The 18,070-nt window shown below is 58.1% G+C and carries 18 protein-coding genes; 4 read left to right on the top strand and 14 right to left on the bottom strand.

The features are described from left to right. Positions 1 to 5: 5 nt before the first annotated feature. The 5 genes from MHY22_RS00740 to MHY22_RS00720 all read right to left on the bottom strand — a co-directional run bounded on the left by MHY22_RS00740 (position 6) and on the right by MHY22_RS00720 (position 4,452). Positions 6 to 635: a hypothetical protein gene (locus tag MHY22_RS00740; RefSeq protein ID WP_239277527.1), complete on the bottom strand. Its 630-nt coding sequence runs from the start codon at positions 633 to 635 to the stop codon at positions 6 to 8. A gap of 22 nt (positions 636 to 657) precedes the next feature. Continuing rightward, on the bottom strand, positions 658 to 2,220 hold the full coding sequence (gene miaB, locus MHY22_RS00735; RefSeq protein ID WP_255717915.1) for a tRNA (N6-isopentenyl adenosine(37)-C2)-methylthiotransferase MiaB: 1,563 nt from the start codon (positions 2,218 to 2,220) through the stop codon (positions 658 to 660). A 45-nt stretch (positions 2,221 to 2,265) separates the two neighbouring features. Then, positions 2,266 to 2,868, bottom strand: a complete 603-nt coding sequence (gene recX / locus MHY22_RS00730; protein ID WP_239277526.1) for a recombination regulator RecX — start codon at positions 2,866 to 2,868, stop codon at positions 2,266 to 2,268. A 49-nt stretch (positions 2,869 to 2,917) separates the two neighbouring features. Further along, positions 2,918 to 4,054: a recombinase RecA gene (recA, locus tag MHY22_RS00725; RefSeq protein ID WP_005328639.1), complete on the bottom strand. Its 1,137-nt coding sequence runs from the start codon at positions 4,052 to 4,054 to the stop codon at positions 2,918 to 2,920. 182 nt (positions 4,055 to 4,236) lie between these two features. Further along, positions 4,237 to 4,452: a DUF3046 domain-containing protein gene (locus MHY22_RS00720; protein WP_239277525.1), complete on the bottom strand. Its 216-nt coding sequence runs from the start codon at positions 4,450 to 4,452 to the stop codon at positions 4,237 to 4,239. 163 nt (positions 4,453 to 4,615) lie between these two features. Between MHY22_RS00720 and MHY22_RS00715 the strand changes: the two genes are divergently transcribed. Genes MHY22_RS00715 through MHY22_RS00705 form a run of 3 tightly spaced genes read left to right on the top strand, consistent with a single transcriptional unit; the run spans position 4,616 to position 6,503 of the window. After that, on the top strand, positions 4,616 to 5,179 hold the full coding sequence (locus tag MHY22_RS00715; protein ID WP_239277524.1) for a biotin transporter BioY: 564 nt from the start codon (positions 4,616 to 4,618) through the stop codon (positions 5,177 to 5,179). Then, positions 5,179 to 5,871, top strand: a complete 693-nt coding sequence (locus MHY22_RS00710) for an ABC transporter ATP-binding protein (protein ID WP_239277522.1) — start codon at positions 5,179 to 5,181, stop codon at positions 5,869 to 5,871. The genes MHY22_RS00715 and MHY22_RS00710 overlap by 1 nt, the downstream gene beginning before the upstream one ends. 11 nt (positions 5,872 to 5,882) lie before the next feature. After that, positions 5,883 to 6,503, top strand: coding sequence for an energy-coupling factor transporter transmembrane protein EcfT (locus tag MHY22_RS00705; RefSeq protein ID WP_239277519.1), 621 nt, complete (start codon positions 5,883 to 5,885; stop codon positions 6,501 to 6,503). A 78-nt stretch (positions 6,504 to 6,581) separates the two neighbouring features. On the opposite strand, the gene MHY22_RS00700 is transcribed toward MHY22_RS00705, so the two are convergent. The 4 genes from MHY22_RS00700 to pgsA all read right to left on the bottom strand — a co-directional run bounded on the left by MHY22_RS00700 (position 6,582) and on the right by pgsA (position 9,102). Next, entirely contained in the window at positions 6,582 to 7,442 is an 861-nt protein-coding gene (locus MHY22_RS00700) for a PspA/IM30 family protein (RefSeq protein ID WP_005325125.1), read from the bottom strand. A gap of 181 nt (positions 7,443 to 7,623) precedes the next feature. After that, positions 7,624 to 7,986, bottom strand: coding sequence for a helix-turn-helix domain-containing protein (locus MHY22_RS00695; protein ID WP_239277751.1), 363 nt, complete (start codon positions 7,984 to 7,986; stop codon positions 7,624 to 7,626). Between the two features lie 26 nt (positions 7,987 to 8,012). Continuing rightward, complete coding sequence (locus tag MHY22_RS00690; RefSeq protein WP_239277517.1) at positions 8,013 to 8,510, bottom strand: CinA family protein; 498 nt, start codon at positions 8,508 to 8,510, stop codon at positions 8,013 to 8,015. 7 nt (positions 8,511 to 8,517) lie between these two features. Then, entirely contained in the window at positions 8,518 to 9,102 is a 585-nt protein-coding gene (gene pgsA / locus MHY22_RS00685) for a CDP-diacylglycerol--glycerol-3-phosphate 3-phosphatidyltransferase (protein ID WP_239277515.1), read from the bottom strand. A 59-nt stretch (positions 9,103 to 9,161) separates the two neighbouring features. Between pgsA and MHY22_RS00680 the strand changes: the two genes are divergently transcribed. Then, positions 9,162 to 9,449, top strand: coding sequence for a YciI family protein (locus MHY22_RS00680; protein ID WP_239277513.1), 288 nt, complete (start codon positions 9,162 to 9,164; stop codon positions 9,447 to 9,449). On the opposite strand, the gene MHY22_RS00675 is transcribed toward MHY22_RS00680, so the two are convergent. From MHY22_RS00675 to dapA, 5 genes are all read right to left on the bottom strand, one after another. Beyond that, on the bottom strand, positions 9,446 to 10,567 hold the full coding sequence (locus MHY22_RS00675) for a TerC family protein (protein WP_239277511.1): 1,122 nt from the start codon (positions 10,565 to 10,567) through the stop codon (positions 9,446 to 9,448). The genes MHY22_RS00680 and MHY22_RS00675 overlap by 4 nt on opposite strands. A 169-nt stretch (positions 10,568 to 10,736) precedes the next feature. After that, on the bottom strand, positions 10,737 to 14,054 hold the full coding sequence (locus tag MHY22_RS00670) for a DNA translocase FtsK 4TM domain-containing protein (RefSeq protein WP_370658821.1): 3,318 nt from the start codon (positions 14,052 to 14,054) through the stop codon (positions 10,737 to 10,739). Positions 14,055 to 14,271: 217 nt separating this feature from the next. After that, positions 14,272 to 14,907 (bottom strand): TIGR03085 family metal-binding protein, encoded by a 636-nt coding sequence (locus MHY22_RS00665; protein WP_200435526.1) that lies wholly within the window; start codon positions 14,905 to 14,907, stop codon positions 14,272 to 14,274. A 58-nt stretch (positions 14,908 to 14,965) separates the two neighbouring features. Further along, positions 14,966 to 17,116, bottom strand: coding sequence for a ribonuclease J (locus MHY22_RS00660; protein ID WP_239277508.1), 2,151 nt, complete (start codon positions 17,114 to 17,116; stop codon positions 14,966 to 14,968). A 2-nt stretch (positions 17,117 to 17,118) separates the two neighbouring features. Next, a complete protein-coding gene (dapA, locus tag MHY22_RS00655) occupies positions 17,119 to 18,027 on the bottom strand; it encodes a 4-hydroxy-tetrahydrodipicolinate synthase (protein WP_239228342.1) in 909 nt (302 codons plus the stop codon). Between the last annotated feature and the right edge of the window lie 43 nt (positions 18,028 to 18,070).

The following is an 18,070-nucleotide window of genomic DNA, read 5'->3' as shown; positions in this document are numbered from 1 at the left end:
TAGGCCTACTGCTCGCCCCGCTGGGCGCGGTGGCGTTCGGCGGCTTGCTTGCGGCGATTGTCCTCCAGTGGCTCCTGCTGCGGTGCCGCGTCAATCTTGGATTGGAATTCGCCCACCTCATCGAGCTGTCCCGCGGTGGCGCGCACGCGGGCTTCGGCAGCCTTCTGCTCTGGACTGCGGCGCAGCGCCACCATGCTATAGGCCAAAAATGCTAGGAAAGTAGCCAGCATTCCTACCCACATTCCCAGCGACGCCCCATCAGCGGTAGAACCACGGAACCAGAAGCCCCATAGGTTGGCAAAGAAGGACACCGTCACCAGCATCCAGGCAATCAGCCCAGGCGTGGCGCGGCGGGTGAACAGTGTCACCGGAGTAAGAATTCCCAACCCAATGAGCGCGAGCCACGCGGAAACGGTTTCCATGATGGAAATCCTCACGCCACTCGACGTGGTGCCGAACGTCAATGCCTCCCAACCATGGGCTGGACCGGCGTAGGGAAAAATCAGGTAGAGGACATAGGCCACCACTGCAATACTCAGCGTCACCTTGTGACCGCCGAGGTCCATTGTTTGAGCTGCTCTCCGCTCAGCGTTAGCTGCATTGTGGGCTGCGGTGGTCGAATGTTCCTCAGTCATGGCTCCCTAGCCTACTCCCCTGCTAGCAACCGCAGGAATCGCCGGATTCGGCCGCCGCGGGCTTGCCAATCGACGGCAATCCCAGACCGACGCCGATGGGTGCGGTGGTAGGCGTTTCGCCGGCAGCAGACATGTCGCCGGCCTTGGTGCGGGTGTGGGAGGTCACGGCGGCGTCGGCAAGCAAGAAGAAGGAGCCCGCACCAGTGACCTGGGTATGCACCACATCACCCGGGCGAATCTCGGTCGAGATATCCGTGCCGTCAGAATCAACCGGGGTGAAGTGCACCAGGCGGCCATCGCGCGCGCGGCCTGTCATGCGGTGGGTTTCATCGTTCTTGCGGCCGCCTTCGGCCTGCACCAAAAGCTCCACATCCGTACCAATGAGCTTCTTGTTTTCCTCTGCCTGAATGCTGTCTTGCAGGGCAACGAGACGCTCGAAACGATCCTGGACGACCTCCTTGGGAATCTGGTCCTCCATTTCCGCAGCCGGGGTTCCCGGACGCGGCGAATACTGGAAGGTAAAGGCCGAAGCAAAACGAGCGCGGCGCACAAGCTCCATGGTGTCTTGGAAGTCTTCCTCGGTCTCGCCTGGGAAGCCCACGATGATATCGGTCGTGATCGCGGCGTGCGGAATCTTATCCCGTACCTCGTCCAAAATCCGCAGGAACTTCTTGGTGCGGTAGGAACGGCGCATGTCCTTAAGGACCTTGTCGGAGCCAGACTGCAACGGCATATGCAACTGCGGACACACGGCCGGGGTCTCGGCCATGGCGTCGATGACGTCGGAAGTAAACTCCGCCGGGTGCGGGGAGGTAAAGCGCAGGCGCTCGAGGCCTTCGATCTTGCCCACCTCGCGCAGCAGCTTCGAAAAGGCGAAACGGTCGCGCGGCATGTTGGGATCGGCGAAATTGACGCCATAGGCATTGACGTTTTGTCCCAACAGGGTGACCTCGGATACGCCCTGGTCCACCAAGGCTTTAACCTCGGCCAAGATATCGCCGGGCCGGCGATCTTCTTCCTTGCCGCGCAACGAAGGAACAATACAGAAGGTGCAGGTGTTATTGCAGCCTACGGAAACAGAAACCCAGCCGGCATAGGCAGACTCACGCTTGGCTGGCAAGACCGACGGAAAAGCCTCGAGGGAATCAACGATTTCCACCTGGGCTTCATCGTTGTGGCGGGCGCGCTCCAGCAGCGTCGGCAGGGCCGCCATATTGTGAGTGCCAAAGACAGCATCAACCCACGGGGCATTATCTAGGACGGTGTCCTTGTCTTTCTGCGCCAAGCAACCGCCCACGGCAATTTGCATGCCGGGATGGTTTTCCTTTGTCTTCTTCAAGGCACCCAACGTGCCGTAGAGCCGCTTATCGGCATTTTCGCGCACGGCGCAGGTATTAAAGACGATGAGATCTGGCTCCACGCCTTCGCCGGCGGCCGCGTAGCCGGCCTCCTCCAAGAGGCCAGAGATGCGCTCTGAATCGTGCACATTCATCTGGCAGCCGAAAGTTCGGACTTCATAAGTACGGTTATCTGCGATTGTCTGCTCCACGTCGGCATAGTTTAGCCATGAAGCTAGGCATCTCATAACTGCCGGACTTGGCCATTCCGGTGCTGCCCTGCCTTGGCCGTATCAGTCCTCTACGCGCAGCTCCGCACACCGCGCGTCAAGCGCTGCGATTGCGATCTGCAACGACATTCCTTCATTGAAGCCGCGGCGTGCCAGCACCCCCACGATGCGGCGTAGAGCCTTGTCGCGCTCCTTGCGATCCTCCGGTACGAACTTAATGGAGCGGGCCTTCTTTTCCGCAAGGGCCTGTGCCATAGCTTGTTCATCGGCAGGGTCGATTTGTTCGAGAGCCTCAGCACGGTCAGCCTCACTCACGCCCTTTTCCCGCAATTCCCTGTTGAGAACCGAGCTGGACTTGCCGCGCCGCTTATGCCGTTGGCGCACCCACTCGTGTGCAAAAGCGGCGTCATTCACCAGGCCAGCGTGGGCTAAATCATCTAGTACGTTCTCAACGACATCTGGCTCAAACTCGGCTTTTACTAGACGATCATAAAGCTCTTTCCGGGACCTAGAGCGCTGATCCAAAAGACCCAGTGCCCGAGAGCGGACTTTGGCCTTGGCCTCTTCTGCCTCTCGATCAAAAAGCCCGCCCCCTGCCGCTCCATTCTCATAGGCCTCGAGGGCCTGACGGAGTTTGGCGAGCTTTTCGGGAGCGGGCTGATTCATGATGCAGATTCAAATGGTACGCGGAGTGTGTGGGGACGGGTTAGACGTTTTAGTCGTCATCAAAATCGACGTTTGGAACGAGATCAACGGACTCGTCGGTCAATGGATCATCGGCTCCAGGAACGTCCATCGCGGCACCCTCTTCACCTTCGGCCGCGGCCTCGCCGATACCGAGCTTCTGGAAAATCTTCTGCTCGATTTCATTGGCCAGATCCGGGTTATCCTTCAGGAAATTACGCGCTTTCTCCTTACCCTGGCCCAGCTGGTCGCCTTCGTAGGTAAACCAAGAGCCGGACTTGCGGATGAAGCCGTTTTCGACGCCAAGGTCAATAATGGAGGACTCGCGAGAGATGCCTTCGCCATACATGATGTCGAACTCGGCAATCTTAAATGGGGGCGAGACCTTGTTCTTTACAACCTTGAGCTTGGTGCGGTTACCGATGGCATCCTGGCCATCTTTTAAGGTCTGGATGCGGCGGATATCGCAGCGCACGGAAGAGTAGAACTTGAGCGCCTTACCACCGGTGGTGGTCTCTGGCGAGCCGAACATCACGCCAATCTTTTCGCGCAGCTGGTTAATGAAGATAGCGGTGGTCCCGGAGTTGTACAGGGCACCGGTCATCTTGCGCAGCGCCTGCGACATCAGGCGGGCCTGAAGGCCGACGTGACTATCCCCCATCTCACCTTCAATTTCCGCCTTCGGGGTAAGGGCAGCTACGGAGTCAACAACGATGATGTCGATTGCGCCGGAGCGCACCAGCATATCGGCAATCTCCAAGGCCTGTTCACCGGTATCTGGCTGGGAAACCAAGAGGTTATCGGTATCCACGCCAAGCAGGCGAGCATACTGCGGGTCGAGCGCGTGCTCGGCGTCAATAAACGCGGCAATGCCGCCATCCTTTTGCGCGGATGCAATAGCGTGCAGCGCAACAGTGGTCTTACCAGAAGACTCCGGGCCATAAATCTCTACGATGCGCCCGCGCGGGAAACCGCCAATACCAAGAGCGACATCGATTGCGGTATTACCGGAGGAAATGGCCTTAATCGGTGGGCGGTTGTCATCACCCAGGCGCATCACAGCGCCTTTGCCGTAATCCTTCTCAATCATGGCCATTGCGGCATCGAGGGCCTTTTGGCGGTCATCTCCCTTAGAGGCGGCAGAAGAAGACTTCTTTTTGGTTGCCATTAACTTTCATCCTTATCTTTAACGACGATGTACTAACGCATTATTAGACTGCCGTGGAACTCAAACGGTTCCCTCCGTCAACGCCATCCCACTGTAGACGACTGCATCGACACTTCCGCCATATTACATACATCTGTTCGAATTTTGAAAGTGAACACGCCAGTCCGTCAAATTCGACGGCGCTATAAAGTCGGGTAATCGACTCCCAACCTGCGCTCCTTCGGTACATCAAAGTCATCACACAGGCTCAGCCAGACGCGACGCGGATCGACGCCGCGTTCGATAAGCTCATCAGGCGTTGCCCCGAGGTCTGGCAAGACATGGGAGTGGCTAATCCACTTTCCCTTAGACTCGCCAAATTCGTCCTTAATGAGCTGGTAATACTCGGTCAATCGCATGCGCGCCATCCTACTCAGCGCTTAAACACAGGCGCCAGCGGGCTAAGAAGCCTCGATTGGGAGCCCGCCGCCATAGCTCTGGCTCGCAATTATCAGCCCCGGGTGAACACCGTTCAAAACCCTCAATTGTCTGCAGTTTTCATGCAGTGCTAACCTCTTGAGCATGAAAAAGAACTCTCTGGCAACCACCATTGCCTATGTTGCCGTGTTTACCGCTCTCGTCATTGTCCTTGCCTTCGTATCCATCCCCGTCGGTTCAGCCGGCGTGCCCATTGTGCTGCAAAACGCAGCGCTGATCCTCGCCGGCCTAATTTTGGGCAGCAAGCGCGGCGGTTACGTGGGACTACTCTTCTTGTTCCTGGGTCTCGCCCTCCCAGTTCTGGCAGGTGGCGGTACCACACTGCGCGCGCTGGCAGGCCCGACCGCAGGCTACATCATCGGCTATGTTCTCTCGCCAGCAGTTGCAGGCGCAATTGCCTACCGCTCCCCTAAGAACAAGGGCGGCATGGCGGTCATACTTGCCATTGCTGCCGTTGCCGGCCTTGCGGTCCAATACATCTGCGGCGCCTTTGGTCTCATGATCCGCTCTGGCTTGGACATTGGTCCAGCCTTCGCCGCCCAATTGCCCTTCATCCCTGTCGATGCCGGAAAGCTTGTCATTGCCGTCATCATCGCTCTCGGTGTTCACGCGGCCTTCCCCGATCTGATGGGACGAAAGGCCGCCTAGTGCCCACGATCGAATTTTCCTCGGTCTCGGTGGCTTTTGATGACACCGTGGTGCTTGAGGACATCAACCTCACCCTCACCGAACAGCGCATAGGCATTATCGGCCAGAATGGTGGCGGGAAATCCACCTTGACCCGGCTCATTAATGGGTTGGGCGAGCCTAGTGAAGGTACGGTGACGGTGGACCAGATGGACGTCGCCAAGCAAGGCAAAAAGGTACGCGAAAAGGTGGGGTTCGTCTTTTCGGACGCCGAAAACCAGATTGTCATGCCCAATGTGCGCGATGACGTCGCCTTTTCGCTCCGCCGCTTTAAGCTGCCCAAACACGAGCGCATCGCTCGCGTGGATGCTGCCCTCGAGCGCTTCGGACTCGCCGAATTTGCTGAGCGCTCACCGCATACACTCTCCGGCGGACAAAAGCAGCTCCTCGCGCTGGCAGCGGTCATGGTCATCGACCCGATTCTCATCATCGCTGATGAGCCCACTACCCTTCTGGATCTGCGCAACCGCGATCGGATCAAAAGAGAATTCGCGCGACTGGAACAGCAGCTGATTGTGGTCACGCACGATCTGGAATTTCTGCGCGATTTCGATCGGGTCATTTGCATCGATAACCACCGCATCGCCGCGGATGGCCGGCCGGCGGAGGTCATAGATTTTTACCAAGACCTCATGGCCCAGCGGCCACTGTAGGGAGAATTGTCATGCAACGACGCACGAATCTCCCACTTTCCGTCTATGTTGATGGCACCAGCTTTGTTCATCGCATCAAACCTAGTCGGAAGATTGCATTCCTCTTAGTCTTTATCCTGGTCACCAGCATCTTTTTCAAGTCCATTCCGTGGGCAGCAGGCGGCGTCATTTTCGTCGTCTTTCTCTATGCTTGCGCCCGGATTCCACTGGGCATCGCGTGGAGTCAGATCTGGCCGCCCCTCTTTTTCCTAGTCCCCTTGGCAGGCTTTCAATGGTGGGCAAAGGACTTCGACTATGCGGCGGTGATGTTCCTCAATGTCTTCGCCGCTATGATGGCTGCCTTCCTGCTCACGCTGACCTCCACGGTCGATGAGATCATGGAGTCGCTGGAAGAGTCGCTGCAGCCCCTAAAGCGACTCGGAATACCGGTAGAAAACATCAGCTTGGCTATGTCACTGACTATTCGTCTCATCCCGTTGATGTTTGAAACCGTCTATGAAGTCCTAGATGCCCGCAAAGCGCGCGGTGCCGGGATGTCCCCGCTCGCATTTGGCACCCCGGTTATCATTCGCTCCATCCGGCGAGCGCGCGCCATGGGTGAGGCTTTGCAGGCCCGCGGCGTCGGCGACTAGCAGCAAAAGTTATCGCCTCCCTTGCACCACCACATGATGGCCGAGGGAGGCGATAATTATTTAGAAGACAGTCGGGGATTACTCCCCACGCAGCTCACGCAGACGGGCCTGCACAGCATCGTTGTTGGCACTGCCGGGCTGAGCAGCGTTGTCGGCAGCAGAGCCAGAAGCTTTATTGCCCTCAATGGCCTGGGCCTTATTGCCTTCCACGGACTTAGAAGAGTTCATTTCACTGCGAATCTGCTCCAAGCGAGAATGACCGGCCATCTGAATACCAGCTTGTTGTACCTCGGCCATGCGGTTTTCCACGGAGTTCTCAGCAAGCTCAGCCTGGCCGAGTGCCTTGGAGTAACGGCGCTCAATCTTATCGCGCACAGCATCCAGAGACGGCGTATTGCCATTGGCAGTCAGCTCGTTCATGGAGTTCAAAGACTCAGAGACCTTTTCCTGCATCTTTGCCTGCTCCAGCTGGGAAAGCAGCTTGGAACGCTCATTGACCTTTTCGCGCAGCGCGGCGTTATTACGCTGAACCGCATTCTTGGCCTTTTCTGCCTGCTGTAGTGCCTGGTCGTGCAGCTTCTTGGTATCCTCCACGGACTCCTCAGCCGTAACCAGCTGGGCGGCGAAGGCCTCGGCCGCGTTCTCATACTCCACGGCCTTATTTTCATCGCCCTTGGCACGGGCCTGATCAGCCAATTCCAGAGCCTGGCGAGCATTGCCCTGCAGCTTTTCTACCTCTGCCAAACGGCGGTTAAGCTGCATTTCCAACTGACGCTGGTTACCAATCACGGCGGCTGCCTGCTGAGAAAGCTCTTGGTGCTGGCGCTGAGCATCTTCAATAGCCTGCTCGATCTGCACCTTCGGATCGGCGTTTTCCTCGATCTTATTATCGAAGAGAGCCATCAGGTACTTCCAGCCCTTAACAAATGGGTTCGCCATGGTGTGCTTCAACCTTTCTAGGTTAAAAATGTGCGTAATGTTCTGCTGTTTATACTAGCGAAGCGCTGTTTCCACCGCTTGTACTCCCCGCGGTCGCGGGCGCTTGCCGACACCCCTTAACCACCACAGCCGACCTTTCTCGCAAGAGAATAGGCCGGCTGTTGACATAGACCGCTGTGGGCTAAAGCTCTGATGCGGCAGGTGCCGTATGGGCAAGCTCCTCATCCATGGAGGGCAGGGCCATGTAACCGGCCGCTTCAATCAATACGTCCGAGACTGAGCAATCCAGCGCGTGGCACACGGACGCAAGAAGCTCAGAGGAGACCTCCTTGCGGCCGCGTTCAAGTTCCGAAAGGTAACCCGGCGATACGCGGGCTACCCCGGCCAATTCGCGCAGGGTTACCCCTTTGTCCGCGCGGAAGGCGCGCAGCGTCAACCCAAGAGCCTCACGCAAAAGGGGCTCAGGGGTACGAGCAATGGCGGGCGCCGCTGGTGCAACAGCGCCGTTTACCGGGTGTTCGAGGACTGCAGTAGAAGTGTTCATCACTATGGTCAACGCTCCTTGTCTCGTTATTGTTCCCGCAGTGCCGGATTTTCTTCCACAGTTGAGCCCAGGAGCCGCAAGGCGGCTGCGACCGTGGCCTCTCTGATTTCGTTTCGCTCTTTCCCCAACCCGGACAGCTGCTGCGAAAAACTGACTCCGCTAGGAGAAAAAATTCCGATATAAACCGTGCCCGCCGGCTTGCCTTCCTGTAGGTCTGGTCCCGCCACCCCGGTAAGGCCTATCCCCCAGTCCGCAGCGGTTTCTGCCACCGCCGCGCGCGCCATTGCAAGGGCGGTCTCCCCAGAAACCACACCGGCTGCTTCGATATCGGCTACCGGTTGGTGCAAAAAGTGGGATTTCACCTCGGTGGCATATGTTACAAGCCCTCCGCGCAACACAGCCGAAGCTCCAGGGACGGAAGCCACCGTGGCGCTGGCCAACCCAGCAGTAAGTGACTCACAAAAGGACAAAGTTTCGCCGCGCTCGGTGAGTTCAGATACGAGGCGGGCCGCCATGGAGCTCATGAACTACCTAGCTATTCTGCTTCTTGCCGTCGATGAGGTACTGAACGCCGGTAACCACGGTCACCACTGCAGCCAAGAGCATCACCAGGAAAGTAGGAACGTTCATCCACTCCGGCAAGGGCCACAGATACAGCCCGACTGCCAAGGATTGCAATACAGTCTTCAGCTTGCCGCCCTTCGAAGCAGGAACGACCTTGCCGCGGCGCAACAAAACCATACGCCAGATGGTGATACCGAACTCACGGATGAGAATGACCACGGTAATCCACACTGGCAGTACCCCAATGATGTTGAGGCACACCAATGCGGTAGTCATAAGCGCTTTATCCGCGATGGGATCAGCGATTTTGCCAAAATTGGTGATAAGGCCACGGGCACGTGCGATGTCCCCGTCGAGCTTATCTGTCAGCATTAGGGCCGCAAATAGGCCAAAAGCCCACCAGTCATGGCCGGCAATCACCAGCCATGCGAAAACCGGAATGAAAAGAATGCGCAGGCTGGTGAGAATATTTGGCAGGTTCCAATTGGATACCTGTGGATTCACATCCGAGGATTGCGCTGACTGTGTTCCGGGTTGATTCACGTTATACATACTACCTGTTAGCACCAAGCACCTGCGCTTGGATGCCCCTGCATTTTAAAATGCGAAGCATGAAGTATTTTGCTGTTAGCTACGACTACAACCCCAATAATCCTGAGATTGCTAAGGCCCGCTCCGCGCACCGCGAGTTTACCGCGCAACTTTTTGAGGAGGGCACCATCATTGCCACCGGACCTTTGACGGATTCCAAGGGCGGCGCACTCATCATCGTGGGGCTTGCCGACGACGCCGTGGTCGCCGACGCCATCGCTCTCATGGACAAAGACCCCTTCTACCAAGCCGGCTGCATCACTGGCCGCAGCTTCCGCGAATGGAGTCCCGTAAACGCCCGCTTCTAGTGTGGTAGCTCTTCCTTGGGCAGGTCTTTGGCCTTGCCCAAGAATTCGCCCCTCTTGTTCCGGACGATCTTATTGCCTTCCTCGTCCCAGTCGAAGTGATTGTGCGATACCGGCACTCCGCCTTGGTTCTCATCGCGTTTACTTTTAATAATCGAGGCGATAACCGTAATAACCAGGACGCCCACGATCACGATAAGTGAGGTGATGGTGGAAAATTCTGGGATAGACTCCACGTTCTCGCCGCCGTTTACAAACGGCAAGTTATTCTCATGCAGCGCATGGAACATGAGTTTTACACCGATGAAGCCCAAGATGATGCCCAAACCATAAGGCAGGTACACCAAACGATCCAGGAGGCCATCCAGCAGGAAGTACATCTGGCGCAAGCCCATGAGGGAGAAGGCATTGGTGGTAAAGACCAGGAACGCTTCTGAGGTAATGCCGTAGATGGCTGGGATGGAGTCAAAGGCAAACATCACGTCGATAAGACCAATGGACACCAACGCGATGAATAGCGGGGTGAACGCGAATTTACGCTTGCCCGAAGAATCTTCTACGCGGTGCGTGAGCTTATCGCCGTGGTAGCGCGGGGTGACGTGGACTACCTTGCGGATCAGCTTGATGATGCCCATGTCATTGGGATCGGTTTCGGGGGCGTCCCGAATCTCATCGACGATGAGCTTGATCGCTGTGTAGATAAGGAATATCGCGAACAGGTAGAAGATATCGGACCACGCCGCGATGACCGCAGCACCCAAAAGGATAAACACTAGGCGGCATGCCAAAGCGATGACGATACCGATGAGCAAGACCTTTTGCTGGTACTTCCGCGGGATCTTAAAGGCGCCCATGATAAGCGCGAAAACAAAGAGGTTATCTACGGAGAGCGCCTTCTCTGTCACGTAACCCGTGAGGTATTGAATGCCGTGCTCGTGATCCCAAACGGCCCACACGCCGGCACCAAAAAGTAAAGCGATACCGACGTAGAATAGGGTCCAGAACCCGGATTCCTTCAGCGTCGGCTCGTGCGGGGTGCGCACGTGGGAGTAGAAATCAAAAACAAAGAATCCAAGAATGACGACGATGGAAATCGCCCAGATCCACAATGGCACGTGCATTGGTACATCCCTCCGGTCGAAGATACAACAAATTGACCGGAGGTCTCCCCCGCCCGGCGAACTAAATTCCGCTGGGCCGGCACGACCGGGAGCGTAATGCTACCGTGCTGACGATCGATGCCGAAGGATGGGGTACTCCCCTCCAAGACCCGTCCAACCTTACACGATCTTAGAAGGCACCTGCCGAAGGGTTATACGTCGCCTGAACGGTACGGGTATCGCCGTCATCGCCCTGCGGGGAAGAATCGGAGCTTGGAGAAGAGTCGGCATCGGAAGTAGCGGCAGCTTCCTCCTGCTCCTGCTGCTGCATCTCCTCCTGAATCTCCTTCGGGGCTTCGGCAGGATCGGCGCCCTTAATCATCCAGATGATGGTATCGAGCTCTTCCGGCTTCACTAGGACCTCGCGGGCCTTGGAGCCCTCGGACGGTCCGACGACGCCACGAGATTCCATCAGGTCCATGAGGCGGCCGGCCTTGGCAAAACCGATGCGCAGCTTACGCTGCAACATCGAGGTCGAGCCCAACTGGGCGGTGACCACCAGCTCGACGGCCTCGAGGAGGTCGTCCATGTCCTTGCCAATTTCCTCATCGATTTCCTGCTTGGCCTCGGATTGCTTCTCTTCAGTCACGCCCTCGGTATAGTTCGGCGCTGCCTGCGACTTGGCGGCATCGACAACCGCCATGACTTCATCATCCGAGACGAATGCGCCCTGCATACGCACAGGACGCTTGCCCTGCGGAATGAAGAGGCCATCGCCCATGCCAATGAGCTTTTCCGCGCCGCCCTGGTCCAAGATAACGCGAGAGTCCGTCAGTGAGGACGTCGCGAAGGCCAAGCGTGAAGGCACGTTGGTCTTAATCAGACCGGTCACCACGTCAACGGACGGGCGCTGGGTTGCCAGCACCAGGTGAATTCCGGCGGCACGCGCCTTTTGGGTGATGCGGACGATGGAGTCCTCAATCTCCTTTGGCGCAGTCATCATCAGGTCCGCCAGCTCGTCGACGACACAGACGATGTACGGGTACGGGCGTACCTCGCGCTCGGAGCCTGCCGGTGCCTGGTATTCGCCGGAGACCACCTTGCGGTTATAGTCCTCAATCTTGCGCACGCGAGCAGCCTTCATATCCATGTAGCGCTGCTCCATCTCCTCCACCAGCCACTGCAGGGCTGCTGCGGCCTTCTTCGGCTGGGTGATGATGGGCGTGATCAAGTGCGGAATGCCCTCGTACGGGGTAAGTTCCACCATCTTCGGGTCCACCAGGATGAGGCGAACCTGCTCAGGGGTGGCTCGGGTTAGCAGCGAGACCAACATGGAGTTGACGAAAGCGGACTTACCGGAACCGGTAGCACCGGCGACCAGCAAGTGCGGCATCTTTTGAACCGAGAACGAGGTGTATTCGCCTTCGATGTCCTTGCCCAAACCGATGAGCATGGGATCCGGCGAGCTGGTCATGCTTGGCGCATCAAGCACCTCGCGCAGGTGCACCATCTCGCGGTCTGGGTTCGGAACCTCAATGCCGACGGCCGACTTGCCGGGGATAGGCGTGAGCAAGCGTAGATTGTCTGTGGCCACGGCGTAGGCCAGATTGGACTGCAGGTTCGTAATCTTCGATACCTTGACGCCTGGTCCCAGCTCGATTTCATAACGGGTCACTGTTGGCCCACGGCTAAAGCCGGTTACCTGGGCATCGACCTTGAACTCTTCGAAGACATCGGTGATGGCCTCGATGATGCGGTCATTAATCTCCGTGCGCTCCTTGGCCGGAGTGCCCGGGGTCAGCAGGTCTGTGGTGGGAACCGCGTAGTTCTCATTGCCAAACTGCGCGGACGGCGCAGGAGCAGCAGAAGTACCCGTTTCCCCTGCGGCCTCGGCCGCAGGCTCGGTGGAGTCCACCTGTGCACCGGTCGTAGCGTCGCGTCCGGAGCGCTCGCGGAAGAGTTGGCGGGCCTTCTCGTGCGCGGACGAGACTGCATCAGCACCTCCTTCCACCGCAGATCCAGCAGCGCCTGCAGCTACACCGGCCGCTGCAGCGCCAGCGGCACCGGCAGCACCCGCAGCAGCAGTCTTTGCTGCGCCACTTGCTGCTCCCGCAGCACCCGCAGCCGCACCAGCGGCCGAGCCAATTGCGCTACCAGCGGCGGTGCCAGCATCAGCACCCGCTGCCGTAGCCGATCGAGTAGAAGGAGAAGTGGAACGTTGACGAGTAGTGCCCGGCACTCGAGTTGGTTCCGGATCCCCGGAGTCCGGTTGTGCCGGCGACGACGCAGCGGCGTCGTCTACCACCGGGATCTCATCGGTATCCCCAATATCGCGGGAGACAGGCTTTTCAGCGGCGTTAGACACGGACTGGAACCCGCCTCGCGTCGGTGCACTAAAGGCGCGGGTGGCCTGTTCCTCCTCTGCTGTAGCAGGGGAATCCACCGGGTAAGAAGAACCACGCGGGGCGGGGTCTTCAGTGGGGCGTCGGAAAGCGCGCAGGCTTCCACCACGCTCAGAGGAACGACGCTTGGCCACAGGTCGTGCTGGGCGCGCGCTGCGCTCACGGCCTTCCGCGATGTCATCAATATCGCCAGTCACGTGGCCGTAGAGGTCATCGCCCTCTTCGTCGTAATAGTCTTCATCCGTACCACCAAAGCGGGAGAAGGCCGCAGCAATGGCATCAGCCACCAACTCATAGGCCTCGCGGATAGTAATGCCGGTGACTAACAAGGCGCCGTAAATAATGACGAGGAAAAGCAACGGCACTGCGACGAAAGAGGTAAAGGCCGTCTCCAGAAGGCCGCCGATGGCGTAGCCGATTACACCGCCAGCACCACCGGCGCTGTCCGGGGTAAAGCCAAGCTCAGGGGTGCCAGCAAAGATGTGGATCAAGCTGAGCATGGCAAGGACGATGATGCTGATGCCGCCCACAATGCGCGGCTTAAAGTGCCCCGCTGGGCCGGAGATATCCATCATCAAGGAGATGGCCAAGGCCACCAATGCCACCGGCAGCACCCAGGCACCTGCACCAATGACGTAGCGGACGATATTGCCCACCCAGGCGCCTACCTGGCCGGCAACGCCAAACCAGACGGTAGCCGCAAGCACGATGGCGATGCCGATTAAAACGAGCGCCACCGCATCAGGATTTTTCACCTGAATACCGCGTGATTCTTCCTCGCTTACTTCCATGGTAGAAAGTTCTTCTTCCGCGGCTACATCGCGCGCCCGAGTAACCTTGCTCTTCTTCTTTTTCTCCCCGCGTGCAGAAATTTCTTCCGGCTCCCTCGTCGTCTCGTACTCCTCGGTGTCATATACGTCTTCGCTGGGCTTGAGCCCCGCCACGCCATGGCTTACGCCCCGCGCCATATTTCCCATGCTGCGGGCCGTGGCACCAAAGGCAACGCCTAAGCCCTTGCCGACGGCCCGGAACGCACTGCCCGTACGCTCCTGCGAGGTCGCCGCCGCGCGCCGATGCGAAGACGTCATAGCCAGGTTTTCCGGCATGCCAGCACCGGACCGGCTGCGGCCCGACGGCCGTGAACGATTCGACTTTCGGCGCGTTCCGCGCGAAGAGGCATTTTTGACAGACATGCCTCTACCTTAACCGCGCCACCCCATAAATCACATTAGCCACACGCGTTTCCCTAATACCTGGACCCATAATCTCACGGCGAACGCTTCCCACGCACCCCAAAGCTTAGAAACTGCGATTAAATCAAGTTTAGAGAATTGACTTTACGATGGCTTCGGCCTCACCTTCAATCTTGACTTCAGCAGCATCACGCCCGAAGGACCAGAGGATGAGCTCGCCTACCTCGCCTGAAACGCGAACCACGGCATCGCCCTTATCCGCCACGCCATGCGTATCTGCGGCAACGATTCGCGGCAATCCTTCCGGCTGCAGAATCACCGGACGTTCAGATTTGCGCAGGGCCACCTTAGCCAAGAGCTTTAGGTAGCTATGCATCTGCTGCTTGATGTGTGCCGAAAAGTCGCGTGGGCCCATGCCATTAGCCCGGCGAATATCCTCGTGGTGAACAAAGTGCTCCACAAAGTTTTGCTGTGCATCCACGAACCGGACGGGGTTATAGGAAGCAGGTCCCCTCCCCCAGTCATCAACTAACTCATCAAAGTCGCGTTCGGCCACCTTGCGTGATTCCTTTTCCAGACGGCCGGACAGTGCGTTGACGAAGATGCCGGCGGCGGCATCGGGGCGGTTTTCCCTCACCCATAAATGCACGGCTAGGTCGCGGGTTGTCCAGCCCTCGCACAAGGTAGGTGCATCGGGACCAAGCTTATGAAATAGCGCAACCATCTTGGCGCGCTCAGCAGAAGAAAACGACATAAGCCCCAGCATACCGAGCTAACTGGCACGCTGGGGCTGTGTCTTACTTAGCGCGAGGAACCCGTATTACTTACAGGGACTCACGGGAAGCATCAACGTCTTCTTCATCGGTCACCAAAGGGCCGGAGTTGGTCGGCACGATGGTCGGAAGGATAACCGGCTCGCGCTTGTACTTGGAATCCATGAGCTTGGATACCTTACGGCGCAGCTTCTGCACCATGCGGTAGGTATCGTTCTCGCCTTCAGCGGCGAGATCGTTCATGGTGTTTTCCACCATCTCCGCAACCTCCGGCACGATGCCGCGGTCATCATCGGAGAAGCCTGTGGTAGATACCGTTGGGTGCTCCAGCAGACGCGAAGTGCGGTTATCAATCACGCAGGTGATAGAAACCACGCCGCCGGTACCCAGGTTGGTGCGATCAGCCAAGGTATCGGCATCCACATCGCCCATGGATACGCCATCGACGTACAGGTTACCCACCTGCATCTGGCCTACGACCTCGGCGCGACCCTTGCGCAGGTCCACGACGACGCCGTTTTGCGCAAGCACCGTACGGTCACGATCCACACCGGTGGAGATAGCGAGTTCCTTATTGGCGCGCAGGTGGCGCCACTCCCCGTGCACCGGCATAGCGTTGCGCGGGCGCGCAGCGTTGTACAGGAAGAGGAGCTCACCAGCGTAACCGTGACCGGAAGCGTGCACCTTTACGTCCTGGTTGGTAATGACGTTGGCACCGATCTGGGACAACATGTTGATAACGCCGTAGACGGCCTCCTCATTGCCTGGGATGAGCGAGGAGGAGAAGATGATGGTATCGCCATCGCGGACGGTAATCTGGCGGTGCTCACGGCGAGCCATACGCGACAGTGCGGCCATTGGTTCACCCTGCGTACCGGTGGTAATCAACATGGTCTTGTGAGGAGCCATCTTGGCGGCCTCATCGATGGGGATGATGGTACCGCGTGGAACCTTCAAGAAGCCCATCTTCTCCGCGATTTCCATGTTGCGCATCATCGAACGGCCATTGAAGGCCACCTTGCGGCCGTTTGCCACGGCAGCGTCGATAGCGGCTTGGACGCGGTAGACGTTGGAGGCGAAGGAGGCCAAGATAACGCGCTGCTTAGCGCCAGCAACGAGGCGCTTGAAGTTGGCAGGAATATCGCCCTCAGATGCCGATACACCTGGGACCGTCGCGTTGGTGGAGTCACACAGCATGAGGTCAACGCCCTCATCGCCATAGCGGGACAAGGCTGGGAGGTCCGTTGGACGGTTATCCAGCGGGGTCTGGTCCAGCTTGATGTCACCAGTGTGGATGATATTGCCAGCTGGGGTGCCCAGCATGATGCCCAAAGCATCCGGTACGGAGTGGTTGACTGCCCAGAAGCGTACGCGGAACGGACCGTAGGTTACGTCGGACTTTTCATTAACCTCGACGAACTTCGGCTTCTGGCGGTGCTCCTTACACTTTGCAGCAATAAGCGCGATGGTGAAGCGGGAAGCAACGATGGGGATATCCGGACGCAGCTTGAGCAGCCACGGGATAGCACCGATGTGGTCCTCGTGCGCGTGGGTAACGACGAGGGCCTTGACCTTGTGGATCTTCTTCTCAATCGGGCCAAAGTCAGGCAGGATGAGGTCCACGCCTGGCTCACCAGAGGATGGGAAGAGCACACCACAGTCGATGATGATGAGGTCATCACCGTACTCGAAGACGGTCATATTACGGCCGATCTCCGAAATACCGCCCAGAGCGTAAATACGCAGGGCATCCTTCGGCTGCTTCGGTGGCTCCGGCAGGCGCTTGGTCAGATCCGCACCCTGCATAGACTTGGGCACGTTGCGGCGGCCACGGTTATTGCGGCCGCGGCCTTTACCGTTGCCGTTCTTTCCGTTGCCGTTGCCGTTCTTGCCGCCGTGGTTATTGTTTCCACCGTGGTTATTGCCATTGCCGTTGCCGTTTCCACCACGGCCACGGCCGCGGCTGCCACGGGAACGGGAGCGACGATTGTTGCTGCCGCCATCATTGTTGTTGTCGGAAGAATTCTTCTTGCCAGAATTGCCTTTGTCGCCCTTCGCGGTATTATCCTGTGCGGAATTGCCCGCATCAGTTGCTGGGGCTTGGAAAACTGGCGAAGCCGCCTCGTTGGAGGCGGTTTCGTTTTCCGCCGGTGGGCCCGCCTTGCGGGTCACCTTGCGGGAACGGTTACGGGGTTCATTCATTCTTAGAGGACTCCAGATTGTTCCAGATCACGGCGAAGTACCTCGCGTTCCTCCTCGCTCGCAGCGGTGACAGGAAGACGGGTATCGCCAACTTCGATGCCCTGCAGGCGCAGGGCTTCCTTTGCAAACGTCGCTCCGCCCAACCGAGCTTGCGCATGGGTTAGCGGAAGGAGCGTAGTGACATTGATTTCTCGGGCGCGGGCCATATCGCCCGCGTCGAAAGCTTCATAAAGTTCTACCAAGGCACGCGGTGCAACATGGCCGATGACGGAGATGAAACCGGAAGCGCCGAGGGAAAGCCACGGCAGGTTAATCGGATCATCACCGGAATACCAGGCCAAACCGGTTTCTTGGATGAGTTCTGCGGCCGCAGGAAGGTCGCCCTTGGCGTCCTTTACGGCTTGGATGGTCGGCAAATCCGCAAGGCGGCGGAGGGTATCCGGCGCCACTGGGATGCCCGAGCGGCCAGGGATGTCATAGACACAGATCGGCAGATCCGTGGCTTGCGCGACTGCGGCAAAGTGCTCGTAAACGCCCTTTTGAGATGGCTTGGAGTAGTACGGAGTTACCACCAGCAAGCTGTCTGCCCCCGCGTCAGCGGTGGCCTGAGCCAACTTAATGGAGGTTGCGGTGTCATTCGTTCCGGCACCGGCGCAAAGCTTTGCGCGATCTCCTACTTCTTCCTTTACGGCTTTGAGCAGCTCCAGCTTCTCTTCAACTGAAGTGGTCGGTGATTCGCCGGTAGTTCCACCTAGGATGAGCGAATCAACGCCATTGTCAACGAGATGAGCTGCTAGGCGACGACCTGCTGCAACGTCCAGCGCACCGTCACGGTCAAACGGGGTGACCATGGCGACGCCGATGCGTCCAAAGGTGTCGACGCCAGTCTTTGCTGTCATACCTGTGCTCATAGCCGTCAAGATTACCCTTTTGGCTTGCAATTAGCCGCATCGG

This window comes from Corynebacterium sp. ACRPO, from assembly GCF_022347205.1.
Lineage (GTDB): Bacteria > Actinomycetota > Actinomycetes > Mycobacteriales > Mycobacteriaceae > Corynebacterium.
The sequence above is the reverse complement of the archived record's forward strand: the minus strand, read 5'-3'. Positions and strand labels throughout refer to the sequence as shown.